Source organism: Litorerythrobacter xanthomarinus (assembly GCF_046254955.1).
GTDB lineage: Bacteria > Pseudomonadota > Alphaproteobacteria > Sphingomonadales > Sphingomonadaceae > Qipengyuania_C.
Window position 1 is genome coordinate 1,728,877 of the sequence record NZ_JBJXRG010000001.1, and the last position, 19,157, is coordinate 1,748,033.

Here is a 19,157-nt window from a genome sequence, read left to right on the forward strand (position 1 = left end):
TTTCAGAATAAGCGCGGCGCTCGCGGGAGTATCATTGGCGTGGATGTCGCAGCCGCTCCAAGCCGAAAAAGGTGTCGGTGCTGAATTCATGGTCATGGAAACTAGCTCCAACGAGGTCGCGCAGGAGCACTTCCACACCGGTCTGGCACTGTTGCACAACTTCGAATACGGGCGCGCCGCGGCAGCTTTCCGCCTGGCACAGGAGGCCGATCCTGATTTCGTCATGGCCTATTGGGGCGAGGCGATGACGTACAACCATCCGCTGTGGGAATTCCGCGATGTCGAAAGGGCGCGCGACGCGCTCGCCAAGCTTGCGCTCACGCCCGAAGCGCGCTCTGCCAAAGTACGCAACTCCCGTGAGAGGCTTTGGCTCGATGCGGTGGAAACGCTGTATTCGGACGGGCCGAAGGAAGAGCGCGACCACGCCTATCTCGCCAAGATGCGCGCCATGCTGGAGGCCGATCCCGACGATATCGACGCGCGTGCGTTCACCGGACTTGCGGTACTTGGCACCTCACACGGCGGGCGGCAGATCCCGCTCTATATGGAAGCAGCGGGTATCCTCGAGGAAGGCTTCATGGCGCATGAGATGCATCCGGGCATCCTTCACTACATGATCCACTCTTACGACGATCCGGTTCACGCACCGCTGGGCGAACGGCCAGCAGCTCGATATGCCAAGGTCGCGCCCAACGCCGGCCATGCGCAGCATATGGTGAGCCATATCTTCCATGCGCTGGGCGACTGGGAGCGCTCCGAAGCTGCCAATATCAATGCCGATGCGGTGGTCGACAGACAGCTCGCCGAGCGAGGCCGCGATCCAACCTTTTGTGGCCATTACAATGAATGGCTCGCCTATGCCCTGATCCAGCAAGGCAAGGACGCCAGCGAAATGGTTGAGGGTTGCCGCGCAGAGGCAGTGGCAGAAGTGGCTGCCGGGCGGGATTATGGCAAGATCGGCGGCTACCGCTCCGACAGCAGCAGTTTCGGTACAATTGCACTCCATGCTGGAGTGACCAGCGGTGTCTGGGCTGAACCGGTCGGCTGGCCCGAAGACCGTTTTCTCAAAGCTCAGTTTAACTTGGCCTATGCATCGTTGTTGCAATCGCGCGATGACCCCGTCGCTGCCGCAACCGCTCTCGATCGGATGAAGGCAATCCATGGCAAGATTCTGCGCGCTTTGCCTGACGAGATGCCGGACGAGACAGCGATTCCATCTTGGAACGAACGGATTATCGCGCAGGGTGAAGCGATTGTGACATTGGCAGGGGGCAACTCAGAAGTGGGGCTCGCCCTGCTCGAAGCTGCCGCCGAAGCCGAGGCAGCTATGCCTGTGGTTTTCGGGCCGCCGGCAATCGAAAAGCCCAGTTACGAAATGCTGGGCGAAGAATTGCTCGCGCTTGGACGTAGTTCCAAGGCTGCTGGCGCTTTCCAGAAGGCCTTGGCGTTCTCGCCCGGACGATATCTGTCGTTGAAAGGTCTCGAAGCCGCGCGTGCTTCTACGAGTAGGGAGATCGGATCATGAAACTGTTTGGCAGAATTGTCCTTGGCCTCGCTGTATTTCTGGTGCTGTCGTTCCTGGTGCTGCGTCAGCCGGACACAGATCCAGATGAAATGCGCGCCAAGTATGGGCAAGCCCCTTCAGGATTCGTGACCATGGATGATGGGCTGACCGTGCATTTTCGCGATGAGGGGCCCCGAGATGGACTGCCGATCATCCTGTTGCATGGCTCAAACGCCGACCTGCATACTTGGCAGCCATGGGTCGATGCGCTCAAGGACGATTACCGCGTTATCCGCTTCGACCAGATAGGACATGGGCTCACGGGACCATCGGTCTCGGGTGGGTACGGTACAGAAGAGTTCAACGCGACCATCGATGCGGTTGCTGGCGCGCTCGAACTGGACCGATTTGTGATTGGTGGTAACTCGATGGGCGGCGGCATTTCGATGGCTTACGCGATGGAGAATCCAGACAGGCTTTTGGGGCTGGTGCTCGTGGATGCGGGCGGAGCGGATATCCCGCGCGAAGGCGGCGGCAATCTGGCGTTCACGCTGGCGCGAATCCCGGGTGTTGGAGCGACATTCAGCCAGATCCTGCCACGGGCGCTGGTTGAGCGCAGCCTTTCGCAAAGTGTCTCCAACAAGGATGTCGTGACGGACGAGACGGTGGACCGCTATTGGGAGCTGGCACGATACCCGGGCAACCGCGCTGCAACCCGTAAGCGGTTCTCTGCTGGATGGACCCCCTTCGACGAGGCGGACATCAGGCAAGTCGCAGTGCCAACGCTTGTCATGTGGGGCGACGAAGATGCCCTGATCCCGGTCGAAGCCGCGACCTGGTTCGCCGAGCGGCTGCAGAACAGCAAGTTGGTGGTCTATGAGGGCATCGGTCACCTTCCGCAGGAAGAGGCGGCGGAACAAAGCGCTGCGGATCTGCGTGCGTGGCTCGAAGGACTGGGAGAAGACGAACAAAAACTTGAAAACGAATAATTTTCCCGTCGCTATAGACTAGCAATCCCGGGCCGAATAAACTCCAGCCCGCGACAGCGTTTGGAGGCTCCGTTTGCGCAAGCTCGGCATTATCGGGGGGATGAGTTGGATCTCCACCCGCACCTATTACCAGAAGATCAACCAGCAGGTGCAGCGCAGGGTAGCTCCCCGCGCAAGTGCGCCGTTGCTGATCGAAAGTCTCGACTATCGTTCGCTGGGCGATTTGGCCGAAGACGAGTCCTGGTCCAATGCCGCAAATGTCCTGTCCGAATCCGCCAGGCGACTTGAAGCTGCCGGAGCGCAAGGGCTGCTGATCGCCGCGAATGTGATGCACCGCGTATATGACGAGATAGCATCGGCAGTAGACATCCCTGTACTTCATATTGCCGATTGCATAGGCGAGCGCATGCAGGCCGCTGGAGCGAGCAATGCCGCGCTGCTCGGTACGCGTCTTGTTATGACCGAGAATTTCTTTCGCAGGAGGCTTGTCGCCCACGGGATCGACCTGCTGCCCCCAGATATGGAAAACCTCGAGAAGCTCGATCGGACCATTTCGGAGGAGCTGAAACTTGGCAAGGCGACCCGGGACGCGGAGCGGCTGTTGAAGACGATTATGACCCGCTACGAGCAATCGGGCGCGGAATCGGTCATTCTAGCCTGTACGGAACTGGAATTGGTGGTCGACGTGAAGGCTAACGTCCTGCCGATTTTCGACGCAGCGCAGATCCACTGTGATGCTGCGGTCGAATGGCTTCTGCAAGATGAACCAGAGTAGTCAAGCTCTGCCATAAGCGCGAACAGTCCTTCAATCGCCGGGGCAAAAGCCCCGGAGTTCGCCAAGTGTTCCCGTTGTCGCGGCGCAGTCGCTGACCTAAGCGGACAGCATAATGCCGCGTTCCCCGCTAGCCGCCGATCCCGCACAATCTCGCGGTCGGGAATTTCCCGAGAACCGCGATGGCGCTCGCGGCCCGCGCAGCGAGTTCCAGCGCGATCGTGACCGGATCATACATTCGATTGCTTTCCGGCGGCTGCGCTCCAAAACACAGGTGTTCATCGCGCCAGACGGCGACCATTATCGAACCCGGCTGACGCATTCGCTCGAGGTGGCGCAGATTGGCCGGGTAATCGCACGCGAACTGGGTTTGGACGAGGATCTAACCGAGGCGCTGTGCCTCGCACATGATATTGGCCACCCACCCTTCGGCCATGCGGGCGAGAAGGCGCTCTCAGACGCGATGCAGCGCCATGGCGGCTTCGATCACAATGCCCAGACCATCCGCACCCTCGCGCGCCTAGAAAGCCCGTACTGCGATCACGAGGGATTAAACCTCAGCTGGGAAGTGCTTGAAGGCCTAGCCAAGCATAATGGTCCGATATCCGCGCCTCACTGGGCCCTGGCCGATATCGATCAGGCTTTCCCGCTTGCGCTGGGCGACTGGCCATCGCTCGAAGCGCAGGTGGCCGCAGTTGCCGACGATATCGCCTATGACAATCATGATATTGATGACGGGCTGCGAGCCGGGTTCATAGGCCTCGAAGACCTGCTGCAGCTCGATTTCATTGCCGATCAATGGCGCTCGGTAGAATCACGCTTTGCTAGCGCACCGCGCGATCGGCAGCTACGCGAACTGATCCGCGGCCAGATCGGATTGATGGTCAATGACGTGATTGCTGCAACCCGACAGAGAATCTCCAAAGTCAGGGATATCGCCGAGGTAAGATCGGGCGAGCGCGCCTTGGCGCACTTCTCCGCCGGGTTGGCGCTCGAAGAACGTAAGCTCAAGCGATTCATGTATGATCGCCTCTATTACCATGATGAGCAGATCGCGACTGCCGAGCGCGCGCGCGATGTTGTCGCTCGGCTGTATGCGGCCTATTCGCAGGATGCAGGACATCTGCCGGTCGAATGGCGGGCCAATTTGCCGGAAGCGGAACCGGAGAGGGCACGGCACATAGCCGATTTCATTGCTGGGATGACTGATCGATTTGCCATGGAGCAATGCCTGAAGATCTACGGGAGTGCGCCGGAAGGTTTGAGCAATGTTTGACGTTTCGCGCATCGCGTTGGTCGGTTCGACCGGGTTGATCGGACGCAAGGTGATGGAAACTTGCGTCGGGCGCGAGGATCTGCGCCTGACCGCGGTCTCACGCCGCGAGGCCCCGCTGCCCAAGGGAGCGCGGATGGAGATGTTCGTCGCCGAACCCGACAAATGGGGCGAAGTGTTTGAGGCAGTGAAGCCAGTTTCGCTGATCTGCGCGTTGGGGACCACCATGCGCAAATCCGGCGGCGATCAGGAGCAGTTCCGGGCGGTCGACCAGGAACTGGTGCTCAAGGTCGCGCATGCCGCGCTTCGGGCAGGGGTGAAGCGTTTGGTGACGATCAGCTCGGTCGGGGCCGATGCGCTATCGAGCAACTTCTATCTCAAGGTGAAGGGCGAAACCGACCGCGAGCTGATGCATATGAAGTTCGACCGACTGGATATCCTTCGCCCGGGCCTGCTGCGCGGTTTCCGCGGGTTGGACACGCGCCCGGCCGAACAAATCGGCCAGATTGTCAGCCCACTTGCCAACCTGGCGCTGCATGGCGGGATGCGCCGCTATCGTGCCATCCGAGCGCAGCGCGTGGCCGAAGCGTGTCTGGCGCTCGCCATTCGCAAGGCGGGTGGCAAGTTCCGTCACGAGTACGACTCGATTGTGCAGGCGGCCAAGAGCTTGCCGCGCATCGACGCAGACTAGCCTTGTCGGCGTGTCCGCCTTAGGCAGGCGGCCGAAGGGGAATCGATGATCCAGCAACTTACCCGGCTGTTTGCGCTGTGGACCGTGCTCGGCACACTTTGGGCGTGGCTGAATCCAAAGCACTTCCTGTGGGTCGTCGATGGCCGGTTTCAGCCTTTTGGCCAATCACTTGTCAGCTTCATGTTGGGCGTGATCATGCTGGGCATGGGGCTGACGCTTTCGCTCGATGACTTCAAGCGGGTGCTGGCATTGCCAAAGGCGATTGCTGCAGGCGTCGCGTTTCAATTTACCGTCATGCCGCTCGCCGGCTTTGCAATTGCGATGGGCAGCGGTCTGGAAACCGGGCTGGCTGTCGGCCTGATTCTGGTATCCTGTTGCCCCGGCGGTACGGCCTCCAATGTGATCGCGTATCTTGCGCGCGCCAACCTCGCGCTTTCGGTCACGATGACATTGGCATCCACGCTGATAGCGGTGATGATGACGCCGCTGCTGACCGGATGGTTGGCGGGTGTGTTCGTCGAGATTGATCGCTGGGCGCTGTTTCGCGGGATGATAACGATCGTGCTTGTGCCTGTGATAGCCGGGGTAGCGCTCAACACACTGTTCCCCAAGGCGACACGGCGCATCGCCGAGATATCGCCGCTTGTCTCGGTGGTAGTCGTCGTTTTGATCGTCGGCGGCATCATCGCCAATTCGAAAGCGCTGATCGAGGCACACGCGGGCGTGTTATTGCTCGCCGTCTTGGCGCTCCATGTAACCGGGTTTTCTCTCGGTTATGCGATTACAAGGCTGCTGGGCTTTGCGACCGATTCCTGCCGCACCATCAGCGTCGAAGTGGGAATGCAGAATTCGGGCTTGGGTTCGAGCCTGGCATCGACCCCGAGCTTCGCGGGCCAGTTCGCGAACCCAATGCAAGCCGCGCTGGCGCCGGTTCCCAGCGCGATTTCGGCAGTCTATCACGTCGTGATAGGAAGCCTGCTCGCCGCTATCTGGCGACGCTCGAGTGACAAGGGAGAGGAAGCACTATGAGCTGGGAAACAGCATTTTCGGCGGCCAACATTATGGCAATGATCGCCTGGATTGGGTTGATCTTCCTGCCGCGATGGCCGGCCTTGCTCGCGGGCTGCCTTTACGCCGGTGTTGGGTTGCTTTCGCTTGCATACACCGTCTTGATCATCGGATTCCTGACGGGAGGGATCGATCCGGGGCCCGGCAATGGCGGCGAGGCTAGCTTCAGTTCGATTGAAGGAGTCAAAGCGGCCTTATCCACCGATGGGGGCCTGACGATGGGCTGGATCCATTATCTGGCGTTCGACCTGTTTGTGGGGATCTGGATTGCCCGCGATGCCGATGCCAAGGGCTTTTCGCGCATCCTCCAGGCCCCGATCCTGTTCTTCACCTTCATGGCCGGACCGGTAGGTCTATTCCTGTGGCTGGTCATTCGCGAGAAGCGGGCCCGCGAATCCGGGCGTTTCAGCTAGGCGCAATTCTCGGGTGAAACGTCATGCCCCAGCAACCGCTCGCAACGGCGAGGCGATTGGCGATGTTCTCGCCAGAGAGTTGCCAGCTAAGGGCATCGTGCTGGAAATTGCCAGCGGGACCGGCGAGCATGCGGTGCGCTTCGCCCGGCGGTTCCCTCAGCTCACGTGGCAGCCGAGCGACCTCAGTGCGGAGGTTCTGGATTCGATTGCAGCTTATCGAGAGGAAGCAAGTCTTGCGAACCTGCTCGCCCCTGTCGTGATCGACGCTAGCGCGCCAAAGTGGTCTGTCGGCGAGGTTCAGGCGGTACTGTGCATCAATATGGTCCACATCAGCCCCTGGGAGGTCACCGAAGGATTGCTATCGGGCGCGGGCAATCGCCTTGGGCAGGGTGAACCCTTGATCCTTTATGGACCCTATCGTGAGCTTGATGTGCCCACGGCCTCCTCCAATGCGCAATTCGAGTTATCGCTGAAGGAGCGGGACGAGCGTTTTGGCTTGCGGCAACGTGAAGATGTAGATGCACTGGCCGAACAGCATGGATTTGTGCTTGCGGCGCGCCACGATATGCCTGCCAACAACCTTATGCTGATCTATCGCAAGCCCTAACGAAAAAGCCCGCCGGAATTCCGACGGGCTTTTTTTCGGGATGCGAGAGACTTATGTCTCCTCGTCAACTGCATCGGCAGCCGAATTGAGATCATCGCCCACGCCGCGAACCGTATTGCAGGCTGCTGCGCTGAGGGTCATCGCCGTAAGGCCGAATGCCAGAAGAAGTTTACGAACCATTGCTCTTTCCTTTCCCGTTAGGACTCTACCACCGTTAGGCCCCAAACGGACTTGAGGCCGCTTGGTTCCCCGAATTCGTTCAAAGTAGTCAGCGGAATTTGACCTCAAACGGGGCATTGCAAGGGGCGGGAGGACTGGCCATATCGCGCGCGTCATGCCCTCGATTGAGACATTCCTTACCTTTGCCAGCGATGCCGAGCTGCTCGCGTTATGGGGCGCGGGATTTCTGGCGTTGGCGGTGGTGGCCAATTTCGCCGAGCGGCGACGCATGAAGCACTCGCGCATCGACCGGATCGGCTGGGTGCCGTGGATGCCGATCTTCCTCGCCGCGATGGTGATCGGCGGAGGGCTGCTGGCGCTGGCGTTGCCGCCGATTATTGCGGGCTAGAGGCAAGCTTCCAGATACGCCTGGTCAAAGCCGTACTGGCGGGCTTTTTCCAGCGTGTAAGGGCGCAGACCTGACGCGCGGAACTCGCCGAGGATCTTGCCGTCTTCGCTCTCGTCGAGATATTCGAACTTGAATAATTCCTGCGTCACGATCACGTCGCCTTCCATCCCGATCACTTCGGTGATGTTGGTGGTACGGCGCGAACCGTCGCGCAGGCGTTTGACCTGCACGATCAAGTCGACCGATTCCGCGATCTGGCGCGAAATGGCTTCCTTCGGAATCTTGATGTCACCCATGAGGATCATGTTTTCCATACGGCCCAGGCACTCGCGCGGGCTGTTGGCGTGAAGCGTACACATCGAACCATCGTGGCCGGTGTTCATGGCTGCGAGAAGGTCGAAACATTCCGCGCCGCGAATTTCGCCCAGGATGATGCGATCAGGACGCATACGCAGGGCGTTCTTCACAAGGTCGCCGATGGTGATGGCGCCCTGGCCTTCAAGGTTCGGCGGACGCGTTTCGAGCGGCAGCCAGTGCGGCTGCTGCAAGCGAAGCTCGGCGGCGTCCTCGATCGTCAGCACGCGCTCTCCTGGGTCGATCATTTTCGACATGGCGTTGAGCATGGTCGTCTTACCCGAACCCGTACCGCCTGAGATCACGACGTTCATGCGGCAGGCCCCGGCGATCTTGAGCGCGGTGCACATCTTCTCGCTCATCGAACCGAAGTCTTTGAGCATGTCGAGCGTTATTGGCTTCTCGGAGAATTTACGAATGGAGATCGCAGTGCCGCGCAGCGATAGCGGCGGGACAATCACGTTCACACGTGAGCCGTCCTTCAAGCGGGCGTCAGCGAGCGGCGTGGTCTGGTCGACACGGCGGCCGACCTGGTTCACGATGCGCTGGGCGATCTGGAAGAGGTGCTGTTCGTCGCGAAACTGGATCGGGGCGAGCGTAAGCTTGCCATTTTTTTCAATATAGGTTTGCTGCGGCCCGTTGACCATGATGTCCGAGACATCCGGGTCGTTGAGCAGTTCCTCGAGCGGACCGAAGCCCAGAAGCTCGTCAATCAGGACCTTTTCGAGCGCGAACTGTTCGCGGCGATTGAGCGTGACCTTGAGCTCGGCCAGCACTTCCATGATGATCGGGCGGAATTCTTCCGACAATTCATCCTTGGTCAGCGTTGCCGCAGCTTCGGGGTCGACACGTTCGAGCAGGCGCGGGAGCACCTGTTCCTTGATCTTGTGGACGCTGGCTTCAAAGCCGCCGACCTCTTGTTGCTCGTGTACGGCATTGGCCCGGTCAGCCAACCGCGACATTGCATCGGCATTAGCGCCGCCGGCTTCACTAGCCGCTGCCGGGACTTCGCTTTCACCGTCAGGGAGAGGCGGAAACTGATCGCCGCCTTCTTCGGTTGCATCGTCGGACGAGATACGGCCACTGCCGCCGGACATGGGCTTCGCCACACCGAAAGCAGGACGTGCACCGGGCTTGATTCCCGCAGGCCCGTTCTTTCGTCCAAATGCGCTCATTCCCTCATCCCCCTGAAAAGGTCGCGATGTCAATCATGGCTCGCCATCACCTTTCTTGGCGAATAGAGCCTTCCGAAACGGGGTGAATAATTTGGAAACCTTATTTTTTTCCTAAGGCGCTGCCTGCGCCTGCCATTGTGATCCTGCACAGATTACCAGCAAAGAAGTTTCATATGATACTTTCGTATCGATGCGTGACCGGATAGAGGCCAACGGCGCGCCGCAACAAGGAACTCCAGTGCAACACAGCGAACGCAGCGGACAGCTCTATGCGGTGGCAGGATTTGCCGTTCTCTCGGCTGGCGATGCTGTGGTCAAGACGATGGCCGGAGAATGGCCGCCGGTCGCCGTGGCTGCCCTCAGGTTCAGCATCGGGGCAGTGCTGCTCGCCGTGCTTGTTGCCTGGCGCGAAGGCTTGGGGCGCTTGTGGCCCGGCCGTCCCGCCTTGCAGTTTTTCAGGGGCTTCTGCCTCGCGTCTGCGTCTCTGCTCTTCTTTTCTGCAGTATATCTGATGCCCCTAGCCGAAGCGATCTCTCTGGCATTCCTCACGCCGATTTTCACCGCGCTTCTGAGCGGCCCTTTGCTGGGCGAACGAGTGCGACCGGTTGTCTGGGGGGCATCGGGTATGGCGATGGTGGGCGTGATGATCGTGCTGCGCCCCAATCTCGAGAATTTCGGACTAGTGGCGATGTTTCCTATCGGCGCGGCCTTGTTTTTCAGCCTGATGGTGATTGCCAATCGCGCCAGCGCCAAGCGAGGTAGTGCCATCTCGATGCAGTTCTACATGAATGCCGTGGCAGCGCCGCTCCTGATCGCGGCGGCTTTCTTGTTTGACTGGACAGACTTCTCCGTGGTCGATCCCCTGGTACCCGATTGGTCGGTCATTGCGCGCTGTGCGCTCGTTGCGGTTACCGCAAGTACTGCGCATTTACTGATCTTTCTCGGCACTACGCGGGCAGGTGCATCGAGCGTTGCGCCCATGACCTATGTCCAGATCATCGTGACGCTGTTCTTCGGCTGGTGGTGGTTCGATCACATTCCTGATGCGTTAACATTTCTCGGCGTAGCGATAATCATCACATCTGGCCTGTTCCTTTGGCACCGAATGGAGCTAAACAGGCCTTCACAACTCAACTGAAAGCAGGGCAGCGTTCCGCGGCCTGCGTCGCTGAACAAGGAAAAGCCTCGCCGATGTGCGGAATTATCGGAATAGTCGGTGATGAGCCGGTAGCGGATCGTCTGATCGATGGTCTGAAGCGGATGGAGTATCGCGGCTATGACAGCGCGGGAATCTGTACGATTTCAAATGGTCGGCTGGTGCGGCGCAGAGCAGAAGGTAAACTCGCCAATCTTGTCGACGTGGTTTCCCAAGATCCGGCTGGCGGAAATATCGGGATCGCGCACACTCGCTGGGCCACGCACGGCGCACCTACCACAACCAATGCCCATCCGCATGCGACTGAGCATGTTGCGCTGGTTCACAATGGTATTATCGAGAACTTCAAGCCGTTACGAAAAGAACTGCTCGATGACGGACGAAGGCTTGAAAGCGAAACCGATAGCGAGGTGGTCGCACACCTGGTGTCCCGCGAAATTGAGAACGGTGCATCACCACAGGATGCCGTGAAGACCGTGCTCCCGCGCCTGCGCGGTGCATTCGCTCTCGCAATTGCCTTTCGGGACCATCCGGACTTGCTGATCGGCGCGCGTCTCGGATCGCCCTTGGTAGTCGGATACGGCGAAGGCGAGACATTCCTTGGCTCCGATGCGCTGGCGCTGGCTCCTTTGACACAAGAAATTGCCTATCTCGAAGAAGGCGATTGGGCCGTTATTACGTGTGATGGCGCGACGATCTACGATTCCGAGCATGTCGAAGTTGATCGATCCATCTCCACTTCGGGAGCTTCCGCTGCGTCGGTCGAGAAGGGCAATTATCGCCACTACATGCAGAAGGAGATTTTCGAGCAGCCAACCGTAGTCGCGCAGACGCTCAGTTCCTACTTGCGTCTGTCCGATAATAGCATTGCCATGCCGCAGTTCGATATCGACCTGTCTGCGGTCGGCCGCATTACTATCGTAGCATGCGGCACCTCATTTTATGCCGCAATGGTCGCCAAATATTGGTTCGAACAATTTGCTCGCGTGCCGGTCGACGTCGATGTGGCAAGCGAGTTCAGATACCGTGAACCGGTATTGGAGGAGGGCGGGCTTGCGCTCTTCATCTCGCAGAGCGGTGAGACCGCGGATACTCTCGCCGCGCTCCGCCATTGCAAAGTAAACGGGCAGATCATCGGTGCAGTCGTGAATGTTCCGACCAGTTCGATGGCGCGTGAGGCAGATTTGCTTTTGCCCACGCATGCGGGTCCGGAGATCGGTGTCGCATCGACCAAGGCATTCGCCTGCCAGCTGGCTGTATTGGCAGCGCTGGCGGCGCATCTGGCGGTCAAGAAGGGTCGAATGAGCCGCGAGGAAGAGCAGGAAGTCGTGGCGCACCTGCTGGAAGCACCCGCGGCGCTCAATGCCGCGCTCGATCACGACGACGACATTGCTGCGATGGCCCACCTGATAGCCCCGGCGCGCGACGTGCTCTATCTGGGACGCGGTCCGGACTTTCCGTTGGCGCTCGAAGGTGCGTTAAAGCTTAAAGAGATCAGTTACATCCATGCCGAAGGTTACGCGTCAGGTGAGATGAAGCACGGCCCAATCGCATTGATCGACGAGCATGTCCCTGTGATTGTCATTGCTCCATCCGGACCACTGTTCGAAAAAACTGTATCCAATATGCAGGAAGTGCAGGCCCGGGGCGGCAAGATCGTGCTCATATCCGACGCAGAGGGTTTGGAGGAGGCCGGCGACGGCTGTATGGCAACGATCGAAATGCCCAAGGTCCATCCGCTGATTGCGCCACTTGTCTATGCGGTTCCAGTGCAGTTGCTGGCTTATCACACGGCCTGCGTCAAAGGCACGGACGTCGATCAGCCCCGCAACCTGGCCAAGTCGGTGACAGTAGAATGATCGCGACTGGCGGCTGCCATTGCCGAGCGGTGCGCTTCGAGATCGAAGTTGCCGAAAAAGTCGACCTACTCGATTGTAACTGTTCGATATGCAGCGCGACTGGGCACCTGCACCTGATTGTACCTGAGGCAAAATTCAGGTTGAGCTCTGGAGCGGATCGGCTCACATCCTACCGCTTCGGGACCGGAGCTGCCGAACATCTGTTCTGTCGCGAATGTGGGATCAAGAGCTACTACTGGCCCCGATCGCACCCCGGCTGTCTCAGTGTCAATTTCCGTTGCCTCGACGATGGCCACGGGCTTGAAGTGAACTATATTCCCTTCAATGGCCGCGATTGGGAGAAATCGCGTGATCTGCTTGGTGATTAACGCTTAATATCGAGTTATTTTGGGCAGATACGCCCGATTTCGCCGCCAATATTTTACTACCTCATAACCTTTAACCCCTACGCGCACAGCTGTGAGCAAGGACAATGGTGATCTGATCGGAGTTACCCCGCACTTGCCGACATCGGTCGTACTGGGGTTCAAAAGCCCCGAGAATCCCGATTGGGCAGGTCTGCGAGGCTTGCAGCATGTGAATGTTGCAAGGCGCGCGGTCGTGCGCCTTACCCTCAGCGCCTTGGCTGCTGTCCTGGTAGTGGGTCAATATCTCTACAAGATCGATCCCCTGCTGCTGAGCGCTTGGGTTTTTTCGCTGACGGCAGCACTGGTCTATACCATCCGTCTCGATCGGCTGATTAATGTAGGCCGGGGAAGGGGGCGACGCGCGGAGTCAATTTATCACCAGACGGCGGGGCCTATCGCACTGGCCCTAGTATGGGCTTTCGCACTTGTGATTTTCCCGGCTCATGGAACCGTCGGTGATCATATGGCGGTGTGGATCGCGTGTGGCCTTCTGGTGCTGGGATCGATCCTGGGCCGAGCCGCCATTCCGCTTGGAACGCTTGTATTCACCGCGATCGTTTCGGTAGCAGGGATCGCAGGGTTCTACTTGCAGGGCCACTACCCCATGGTTGGGGTAATCTTCGCTTTTGCAATCATCGCCAGCCTGCGCACTATCGATGGCGCTAGAGTCTACCTGTCGGCCCGAATTGCCGAGGGTCGCGCGCTCGAGAAATCCGAAGTGGTCTCGCTTCTACTGCGCGAGTACGAGGAAAACGAAGCCGACTGGTTGTGGGAGATTGATCGCAGTCGCCGTCTGCGCGCTGTCTCGCCGCGCTTCGCTTATGCGCTGGGCCGCGATACCAACGATGTGGCTGGCAAAACCCTCCTTGAACTGATCTCGGGCACGCAATGGGAAAGTGGTGACTTCTCGCCCAGCCTGCGGGAATTGTCCGATCATCTCGATGCTCGCGAGAGTTTTTCCAACCTCATGGTCAAGGTCCTCATCGACGGCACGGCCAAGTGGTGGGAGCTTTCGGGTACCCCGGTCCATGACGAGCGCGGTGTGTTCCTGGGCTTCCGCGGGGTGGGATCCGATGTCACCGCGCAGCGCGAGTCTTCCGAAAAAATTGCCTACTTGGCGCGCTACGATACGCTCACATCTCTTCCGAACCGGCTGATGCTCAACGAGACCCTGGGAGCAGTCCTGGCCAAATCCGACAAGTGGCGTTCGCGCTGCGCGTTCCTGATGGTCGACCTCGACCGGTTCAAGTCTATTAACGATTCTCTCGGTCACCTCGTGGGCGACAAACTGCTGGCGCAAGTCTCTGATCGACTGCGTTCGCTGATGGATGAAGACGACATGTGCGGCCGTCTGGGTGGCGACGAATTCGGCGTTGTGCTGCGCGATGCTAACGATGCAAGTGTGGTCGCCGCGAAGGCGGAAAAGATCATTGAACGGTTGTCGGAGCCTTATCGGGTCAACAACCAGACGCTCTACGTCGGGGCCAGCGTTGGCTCGGCACTCGGGCCGCGCGACGGCGAAACCGTCGAAGAGATCTTGCGCAATGCCGACCTCGCCCTTTACCGAGCGAAGGATGAGGGCGGGGGTAGCCACTTCGCCTATATGCCGTCGCTGCACGCTGTTGCAGAGGAGCGACGGAAGCTTGAAGTTTCGCTTCGTGATGCATTGCCCAACAATGAATTCGAACTCCATTTCCAGCCTGTAGTCGATGCCAACAACGAAGAACTGGTCAGTTTCGAAGCTTTGGCCCGTTGGCAAAGCAGCGAACATGGACCCGTCAGTCCCGCCAAATTCGTTCCGATTGCGGAGGACACGCGCCTCATCGTGCCGATTGGCCAATGGGTGCTGGAACAAGCTTGCATCGAGGCAAATAAATGGCCGGAAGCGCTTCGGATCGCGGTTAATGTTTCGCCCGAGCAGCTACTTGAGCCCGAATTCTCGTCCGACGTGGTCCGCGCGCTCGCCAAGAGCGGACTGGCGCCGCAACGGCTCGAGATCGAGGTGACCGAAAGCATATTCCTGCGCGATGCCAGCATCGCTCGCAACGCACTGGAACAGGTCATGGCGCTTGGGTGCAGCGTGGCATTGGACGATTTCGGAACCGGCTATTCGTCGCTCGGCTACCTTCGCAAACTGCAGTTCTCGACAATCAAGATCGACCGCACTTTCGTCCAGGGCGCGGCGCAGGATTCAGCGGAAAGCCTTGCGATTATCCGCGCGGTTGTAGCGATGGCGGACAGCCTTGGAATGACCACAACCGCAGAGGGTGTCGAGACTGTCCAGGAAGCGAAGCTCCTGCGCGAACTGGGATGCACCAAAATTCAGGGGTATTACTACGGTCGGCCAATGTCGGCCGATGATGCAGGACAGATCATCAAGCGGTCGGTTCGCCGCCTCGCCTGACCCTTCAGATTGTCAGGCCTCGACGAGTGCTTCGATGGCGCTCGCGAACAACCGGCGACCGTCCACGCCGCCATGTGCGCTCTCGATTGCCCGTTCTGGATGCGGCATCATGCCCAGAACATTTCCAGCCGCATTGAGAATGCCCGCGATCCTTCGCTGCGATCCGTTGCAGTCGTCCGCATAGCGGAAAGCGACTCGGCCATCGCCTTCTAGTCGGTCCAGCGTGGCGCTATCGGCGAAATAGTTGCCGTCATGATGCGCGACCGGAATAGCAATGGTCTCGCCTTGCTCGTAGCGACTGGTGAATAGCGATTGCGCGTTTTCGACGGTGAGGTCGACGGTCCGGCACAGGAATGTCTGCTGGGCGTTGCGCAGCAGCGCGCCGGGCAGGAGCTGACTCTCTGTCAGGACCTGGAAGCCATTACAAACTCCCAAGACCGGTACACCCCGCTCGGCGGCGCGGATGACGGAGCGCATGATCGGGCTGTTGGCCGCCATGGCGCCAGAGCGCAGATAATCGCCATATGAAAAGCCGCCCGGAAGCGCGATGAAATCCAGCTTTTCGGGCAGGTCGGCATCGCCGTGCCACACGCGCAGTGGTGAGGTGCCGCCAATCTTCTCGATCGCCACTGCCATGTCCCGGTCACAGTTTGACCCAGGGAAGGTTATCACTGCGGCCCTGAACGGCATCAGGCCGGCTCCTCCTGCGCAATCCTGCAAATCACGTAGTCTTCGATGACCATATTGGTGAGGAGCTTTCGGCACATCTCGTGGATCTGCTCGTCACTTACTTCATCGGCGAGGTCTATTTCGATCAGCTTGCCCATGCGGACATCATCAACACCGGAAAATCCCAATCCTTCGAGCGAATGGTGGATCGCGCGGCCTTGCGGATCGAGCACACCGGGCTTCAAGCGAACCTGGACCTGGACTTTCATGACATTCTCGCTGCCTGTTCTTGGGGTTGCGGATTGGGTGTGTGCGGGCAGCCTATAGCGCGAGAATTATCGCGCGCAATCGCTCTCGGCGCGCGATCCCCAAGGGCGTGCTCAATCGGCGAGGTCAGATCCTTCGGGTACCACCAGGATTTCGACCGGCGCGCTATCGACCAGCCAGCGCTTTGCGGCTGCAGCCAACCGTTCGCCGTCGATCGCTTCGACAGCCGCCGGCCATGCGTCAAACCGCTCGAGCCGGTCTGATTTGCTCTGTGCCCGGTCGGCCACAGCGATCCAGCTGGCGAGCGACTTCAGCCGATTGTCGAAGCTTTCGAGCAAGGGCTGCCTGGCACGATCAATCAGATCTGCATCGATTGGCGCTTCGGCCAGTGCAAGCAGGGTTTGCCGCGTGGCCGCGAGCGTTTCTTCAACATCGGCATAGTCAACCGAAGCACTGATCGAGAACGTGCCGAATCCGGTCCATTCGCTGGAAGGAGAACTGAAGGCATTGGGCGAATAGGTCTTACCGAGCCGCTCGCGCAATTCTTCTTGCACGGCAATCTGGACGATACGGCCCAGTAGGCGAAGTTCGGCCGCTTCCTCCAGATCGGAGTCGTCGCGCGTTGGCCAGACCAGATGCACGAGTGCCTGGTCTGCCTCGCCGCTGTGGGTGACGATATGGCGCCGTCTTTGGCTGGTGAATGAGCGGAGACGAGCGGCTTCGCGCGCCTGAAAAGACGTTTCGCGTGGGTTCAGCGCGCCAAGAGTACGGGCCACCATCTCGATTGCCCGATCTTCGTCCAGATCACCAACGAGGGCGATCTCGATTGCTCCATTGGTCAACCGGTCGGTTATGGCGTCACGCAGGCGCGCATAGCTCAATGCCTCATAGGCCTCGCGGCTCTGCAGCGAAAAGCGCGGGTCGCCATCGGAAAGGATTGCTCCCTGCCGGTTAGATAGCACACGGCGCGGCGTCGCGTCGAGATTGGCAAAGAAGTCGGCGACCGATTGGGAATAGCGCTGCTCGCCCTCTTTACGGTAACCCGGATCGGTAATCGCGGCGGCAAGCAATTGCAGCTGGAGTTCGAGGTCGCGCGGGGTGGTTGTACCGCCCAGCACGAATGCATCGGTGTCAGCACTCATCGACCATTGCACCGAACGCCCGGCAAGGATCGTGTCCAGTTCGTCTTGCGAATGGGCACCCAAGCCCCCAACGGGAATGCTTGATACCATGGCGGTGGCGAGCGGATCGCCCTTGGTTTCGATCAGACGCCCACCATCAAGAGACATGCGGTAGCGGATGCGATCCTCCGCAAGATCGGTTTTCTTGAGCGTCAGCATCACTCCATTGGCAAAGGTCACAAGCCGCATGCCAAAGCGCTCGTTTTGCAAGTCCGACATTACTTCACCGGGCTCACCGAAGCTTTGGTAGGCGAATTCCATCGACGAACGCACTTCCGGCCGCGCGATAGGGAGCGCCATTGCCTCGTTCCATGCATTGCGCAAAGCTGCTTCGCCTCCCTTGGGAGCTTTGCGACCCTCGAAGCGGATAAGCGGGTTGACCAGCGTTGCCGCATCTTGTCGCAAGGCGGCCAGTACCGCGGCGGGGGTCAGATAGGGCTCGAAGCTCGCGAAGCGCGCGAGACTGGCTTGCGGTGAGGAGGGCACTATTCCGTCTTCGATCAGCAGAAGTGCGCTGGCGGTAAGCGATTGATTGGTTCGCGTACTGGCGGCGGCCACCGAATTTTCCTGAGCCGTGCGCAGGCGCGCAACCTGTTCCGCAACTTCCGCCTCGCTGAAACCGTATTGGATCGCCTGACGAACCACTCTGACCGCAGCCAGCAATCCGTCACGCCATTCGCCATCTGCAGTGTCGATCACCAAGTTCGTTGTTTGCGCTACCTCGAACACGTCACCGGTTCCGTAGCCAGCGCCGCGAAACGGGGCATCCTCGCCGCGAGCGAGCGCACGCAGGCGCCGGTTGATGATATCGTAGCCGATCCCGGTGAGCACATTTTGCCTGCGCGTCGCAGTTGAATCAGGCTGGCGATCCCAGGCGCGATGCCGCGATAGCGTGACACGTTCGGAAAGCGCGGGATCGAGGAAAATATCGGTCAGGCCTTGCCGCGCGGTATCAATCGGACCGGCGTCGAGCTCGTCCGCCATCGGAGCGCTTTGCCAGCTTGAGAAATGCTTCTCGATCGCTCTTTCGACTGAATCTGCCTGAAAGTCGCCGACCACCACGACTACCGTGTTGGCCGGGACGTATTCACGTTCGTAGTAGTTTCGGATCTCTTGCGCGCCGGCGCTAGCGAGGACTTCGAGCGTCCCGATCGGCATGCGATCGAGATATCGCGCATCGGGATTGCGAAATTCGATCTCGTCGAGGAAATTTCGCCAACTGTAAGTCTGGCGATCGCGGCGTTCGGACAGAATGATGCCTCGTTCGCGCTCGACCGCATCTGGCTCGATCAGGATCTCGCTCGCCGTCTCGCGCATCAGCATCAAGGCTGTGTCGAGCAGTTCGGGATCGTTGCGCGGCAAATCGAGCTTGTAGGTCGTGTCCTCGAACCCAGTCGAGGCATTGGTATCCGCCCCAAATCTTAGTCCCTCGCGCTCGAGAATGCGGATCATCTCACCCTCGGGGACATTTGTCGTCCCATTGAACGCCATATGCTCAAGGAAATGTGCTAGCCCGCGTTCGTTCTCACGCTCCGAGAGCGAACCGGATCCGACCCACATGCGCACGATTGCCGTACCTTCGGGACGCCCATTGCTGGCGATGACATAGCGCATGCCATTTGCCAGCCTTCCGAACCGAAAGGCAGGATCGGGAATGATATCGCTGCCTTCGAAGGCCCACTCGGGCGCTTCAACATTGGTTTGCGAAGAATTCGGTGCCACTTCTTGGGCGGCAAGTGCGCAAGGAGCGAGGCTTAGCAGGACTGCGAGAGTGGCTGTCTTCATCCGGCTGGCTACGCG

18 protein-coding genes are annotated in these 19,157 nt (G+C 59.4%); 13 read left to right on the top strand and 5 right to left on the bottom strand.

Annotated elements, in window-relative coordinates; genetic code table 11:
- Positions 1 to 43 precede the first annotated feature (43 nt).
- The 8 genes from ACEWMW_RS08555 to ACEWMW_RS08590 all read left to right on the top strand — a co-directional run bounded on the left by ACEWMW_RS08555 (position 44) and on the right by ACEWMW_RS08590 (position 7,317).
- Positions 44 to 1,525 carry a tetratricopeptide repeat protein gene (locus tag ACEWMW_RS08555; RefSeq protein ID WP_409413462.1) on the top strand — a complete coding sequence of 494 codons (1,482 nt, stop codon included), beginning with the start codon at positions 44 to 46 and terminating at the stop codon, positions 1,523 to 1,525.
- Complete coding sequence (locus tag ACEWMW_RS08560; protein ID WP_409413463.1) at positions 1,522 to 2,493, top strand: alpha/beta fold hydrolase; 972 nt, start codon at positions 1,522 to 1,524, stop codon at positions 2,491 to 2,493. The genes ACEWMW_RS08555 and ACEWMW_RS08560 overlap by 4 nt, the downstream gene beginning before the upstream one ends.
- Before the next feature lie 73 nt (positions 2,494 to 2,566).
- Positions 2,567 to 3,268 (top strand): aspartate/glutamate racemase family protein, encoded by a 702-nt coding sequence (locus ACEWMW_RS08565; protein WP_409413464.1) that lies wholly within the window; start codon positions 2,567 to 2,569, stop codon positions 3,266 to 3,268.
- A gap of 112 nt (positions 3,269 to 3,380) precedes the next feature.
- On the top strand, positions 3,381 to 4,541 hold the full coding sequence (locus tag ACEWMW_RS08570) for a deoxyguanosinetriphosphate triphosphohydrolase (RefSeq protein WP_409413465.1): 1,161 nt from the start codon (positions 3,381 to 3,383) through the stop codon (positions 4,539 to 4,541).
- On the top strand, positions 4,534 to 5,229 hold the full coding sequence (locus tag ACEWMW_RS08575; RefSeq protein ID WP_409413466.1) for an NAD(P)H-binding protein: 696 nt from the start codon (positions 4,534 to 4,536) through the stop codon (positions 5,227 to 5,229). The genes ACEWMW_RS08570 and ACEWMW_RS08575 overlap by 8 nt, the downstream gene beginning before the upstream one ends.
- A 45-nt stretch (positions 5,230 to 5,274) precedes the next feature.
- Positions 5,275 to 6,258 (top strand): bile acid:sodium symporter family protein, encoded by a 984-nt coding sequence (locus tag ACEWMW_RS08580; protein ID WP_409413467.1) that lies wholly within the window; start codon positions 5,275 to 5,277, stop codon positions 6,256 to 6,258.
- Positions 6,255 to 6,710: an ABA4-like family protein gene (locus tag ACEWMW_RS08585; RefSeq protein ID WP_409413468.1), complete on the top strand. Its 456-nt coding sequence runs from the start codon at positions 6,255 to 6,257 to the stop codon at positions 6,708 to 6,710. Before ACEWMW_RS08580 ends, ACEWMW_RS08585 begins: the two co-directional genes overlap by 4 nt.
- A 13-nt stretch (positions 6,711 to 6,723) precedes the next feature.
- The gene (locus ACEWMW_RS08590; RefSeq protein WP_409413469.1) at positions 6,724 to 7,317 is read left to right on the top strand and encodes a DUF938 domain-containing protein; all 594 of its coding nucleotides are present in this window, start codon (positions 6,724 to 6,726) and stop codon (positions 7,315 to 7,317) included.
- 51 nt (positions 7,318 to 7,368) lie between these two features.
- Here the strand turns inward: ACEWMW_RS08590 and ACEWMW_RS08595 are convergent, their stop codons facing one another.
- Positions 7,369 to 7,497, bottom strand: coding sequence for a hypothetical protein (locus tag ACEWMW_RS08595; protein WP_409413470.1), 129 nt, complete (start codon positions 7,495 to 7,497; stop codon positions 7,369 to 7,371).
- Positions 7,498 to 7,651: 154 nt separating this feature from the next.
- Between ACEWMW_RS08595 and ACEWMW_RS08600 the strand changes: the two genes are divergently transcribed.
- Positions 7,652 to 7,885: a hypothetical protein gene (locus ACEWMW_RS08600; protein WP_409413471.1), complete on the top strand. Its 234-nt coding sequence runs from the start codon at positions 7,652 to 7,654 to the stop codon at positions 7,883 to 7,885.
- Here ACEWMW_RS08600 and ACEWMW_RS08605 read toward each other — a convergent pair.
- Positions 7,882 to 9,414, bottom strand: coding sequence for a CpaF family protein (locus ACEWMW_RS08605; RefSeq protein ID WP_409413472.1), 1,533 nt, complete (start codon positions 9,412 to 9,414; stop codon positions 7,882 to 7,884). The two genes, ACEWMW_RS08600 and ACEWMW_RS08605, sit on opposite strands and share 4 nt — an antisense overlap.
- A gap of 238 nt (positions 9,415 to 9,652) precedes the next feature.
- On the opposite strand from ACEWMW_RS08605, the gene ACEWMW_RS08610 reads away from it, so the two are divergent.
- The 4 genes from ACEWMW_RS08610 (at position 9,653) to ACEWMW_RS08625 (ending at position 15,240) form a co-directional block, all read left to right on the top strand.
- On the top strand, positions 9,653 to 10,552 hold the full coding sequence (locus ACEWMW_RS08610) for a DMT family transporter (RefSeq protein ID WP_409413473.1): 900 nt from the start codon (positions 9,653 to 9,655) through the stop codon (positions 10,550 to 10,552).
- Between the two features lie 53 nt (positions 10,553 to 10,605).
- Complete coding sequence (gene glmS / locus ACEWMW_RS08615) at positions 10,606 to 12,429, top strand: glutamine--fructose-6-phosphate transaminase (isomerizing) (protein ID WP_409413474.1); 1,824 nt, start codon at positions 10,606 to 10,608, stop codon at positions 12,427 to 12,429.
- Positions 12,426 to 12,797, top strand: a complete 372-nt coding sequence (locus ACEWMW_RS08620) for a GFA family protein (RefSeq protein ID WP_409413475.1) — start codon at positions 12,426 to 12,428, stop codon at positions 12,795 to 12,797. The genes glmS and ACEWMW_RS08620 overlap by 4 nt, the downstream gene beginning before the upstream one ends.
- A gap of 91 nt (positions 12,798 to 12,888) precedes the next feature.
- Positions 12,889 to 15,240 (top strand): putative bifunctional diguanylate cyclase/phosphodiesterase, encoded by a 2,352-nt coding sequence (locus tag ACEWMW_RS08625; protein ID WP_409413476.1) that lies wholly within the window; start codon positions 12,889 to 12,891, stop codon positions 15,238 to 15,240.
- Positions 15,241 to 15,252: 12 nt separating this feature from the next.
- Here ACEWMW_RS08625 and purQ read toward each other — a convergent pair whose 3' ends face one another.
- From purQ to ACEWMW_RS08640, 3 genes are all read right to left on the bottom strand, one after another.
- The gene (gene purQ / locus ACEWMW_RS08630) at positions 15,253 to 15,930 is read right to left on the bottom strand and encodes a phosphoribosylformylglycinamidine synthase subunit PurQ (protein WP_409413477.1); all 678 of its coding nucleotides are present in this window, start codon (positions 15,928 to 15,930) and stop codon (positions 15,253 to 15,255) included.
- Positions 15,930 to 16,178, bottom strand: coding sequence for a phosphoribosylformylglycinamidine synthase subunit PurS (gene purS / locus ACEWMW_RS08635; RefSeq protein ID WP_409413478.1), 249 nt, complete (start codon positions 16,176 to 16,178; stop codon positions 15,930 to 15,932). The genes purQ and purS overlap by 1 nt, the downstream gene beginning before the upstream one ends.
- 111 nt (positions 16,179 to 16,289) lie before the next feature.
- Positions 16,290 to 19,142, bottom strand: a complete 2,853-nt coding sequence (locus ACEWMW_RS08640; RefSeq protein ID WP_409413479.1) for a M16 family metallopeptidase — start codon at positions 19,140 to 19,142, stop codon at positions 16,290 to 16,292.
- Positions 19,143 to 19,157: the final 15 nt, after the last annotated feature.